Origin of the sequence: Shewanella sp. SG41-4, assembly GCF_014164505.1 — a bacterium.
Classification (GTDB): Bacteria; Pseudomonadota; Gammaproteobacteria; order Enterobacterales; family Shewanellaceae; genus Shewanella.
The window spans coordinates 1-1,224 of the sequence record NZ_JACJFI010000624.1 but is presented as its reverse complement, the minus strand read 5'-3'; the positions used below and the strand labels follow the sequence as shown (position 1 = coordinate 1,224).

The following is a 1,224-nucleotide window of genomic DNA, read 5'->3' as shown; positions in this document are numbered from 1 at the left end:
TGTCGTTGGGCTCATTATTATTAGCTGTTGTTATTCCTTGTGCGATAACAGGGTCTTCATTGTATTCACGACTAATGATTACCCACATATCGAGCTTATGTTCATTCATCAACTTGGGTAATAATAGCTCGACCCGCTTAGCCAGTATGCTGTCAATAAACTCAGCTCTGTCGCGCATAGGCAATATCTCAACTGCAACTGTGGCAGATGAACTTGCCGAAAAAGTTGCAACTATAACAATTGTTAAGTAAATCCAATGAATCAAGCGCAAAGTAAACTCCTTTTATCTGCCATAAGGCGTAAAACAGATGTACGATTTTGATATTAATTTTCACATCGTCCCACAACCGAAAAAATACGATGCCGTTATCACTCTTTAATATTTCGAATACCAACAAACCAAAACGAAAATACCACGGCTAATGAATAATATGTGACCATTAACGAAAACAAAATATCGGTCGTAATGATCGCCGTTATCGCACAAGGAATAACAACAGCTAATAATAATGAGCCCAACGACAGCACGTCATAACGCCAAAGCGCATACCAAACTAAGCTGCCATATGTCGCGGTAATAACATAAGCAACGCAAATACCCCACAAACTGATAAATATTACATTAAAAATCGCATCAATTAAGTTTTGAACAGTAAATTGATTAACCACGGCAATTAAAGCCCAAATAAGTGTTGCAGGCAGTACCGCAAGCGGAGCAATTAGCACGCCTCGCCAAAAGGCAATTTTAATAGCACTATTTTGCGTCATAAGTTTCTAACGTCCGACTTGTAATAAGTGCCCCAAGGGGCGCGAGTGGTTAACCAAGCGGATTACCAAATTAATCAAACCATTTCTCGCTTATTGGTGGCGTTTAAGAGCTGTTTACACTTTGCTCTATGAACTTAATGTATTATCAATAGGAGGGCGTTGAACGGCATAATCAACACGTTTGGTTTTTAGTAAATATAATTGTGCTACTAATACATTTGGAACCCAGGCAACCCAAGAGATTGCAATGTAAGACGTTATAAAATCTACATTAAATAACCACGGAAATGATGGTAGATACAATCTAAGGGTAATGGCTGAACAAGTTAAAGAGTAGTTTATTATCATCCAATAGCGATGTGCATTCACGTTACCTTTCTTGATTTGCACAAATGCCATACTTACAGTAAAAAGCCATAAAACAGCCATAGTACCAAAACCGAAATGAGCAACAAT

General features: G+C 38.2%; 2 protein-coding genes and 1 pseudogene. All 3 read right to left on the bottom strand.

Features of this window, described 5'->3' with window-relative positions; translation table 11 throughout:
• A pseudogene (locus H5202_RS22785) lies at positions 1–271 on the bottom strand (hypothetical protein); the annotation flags it as partial.
• A gap of 98 nt (positions 272–369) precedes the next feature.
• Positions 370–768 carry a hypothetical protein gene (locus H5202_RS22780; RefSeq protein WP_182774023.1) on the bottom strand — a complete coding sequence of 133 codons (399 nt, stop codon included), beginning with the start codon at positions 766–768 and terminating at the stop codon, positions 370–372.
• Between the two features lie 126 nt (positions 769–894).
• Positions 895–1,224: DUF2306 domain-containing protein (locus H5202_RS22775; RefSeq protein ID WP_182774022.1), on the bottom strand; the 330-nt coding region annotated here is incomplete at its 5' end.